A 393-nucleotide genomic window follows, 5' to 3' on the forward strand; every position below is an offset into this window, starting at 1 on the left:
ACGCGCCGGGTTCGCTCGCGCCCTGGTCCTCAAGCCCGACGTGGTGCTGTTCGACGAGCCGGACTCCGGGCTCGACCCGGTGCGCACCAAGCTGCTGTCGCAGCTGATCGCCAAGGTCCACGCCGAACACGGTGGCACCTACATCGTGATCACCCACGACATCCCGACCGCGCGCGAGGTGAGTGACTACGTCGCGGTGATCTGGAAGGGCAAGATGGTCCACTACGGCGACGCCGACGGGGCCTTCGGTTCCGAGAACCCCTTCGTCCGCCAGTTCCTGGCCGGCGCCGCCGACGGCCCGCTGGGGATGGACTGACCAGTGGCCTCTACTGCTGTGTTCAACAATCTCCGACCATGGCTGGTCGGCGGCGTCATTGCCGTCGTCGCAGTGGT

The 393-nt window shown here is 67.2% G+C and carries 1 protein-coding gene; it reads left to right on the top strand.

The genetic code is table 11. The features are described from left to right. Positions 1–316: AAA family ATPase (locus tag ACOADB_RS04640; RefSeq protein ID WP_378596757.1), on the top strand; the 316-nt coding region annotated here is incomplete at its 5' end. Positions 317–393 lie beyond the last annotated feature (77 nt).

Source organism: Nocardioides sp. CPCC 206348, from assembly GCF_048654705.1.
Lineage (GTDB): Bacteria > Actinomycetota > Actinomycetes > Propionibacteriales > Nocardioidaceae > Nocardioides.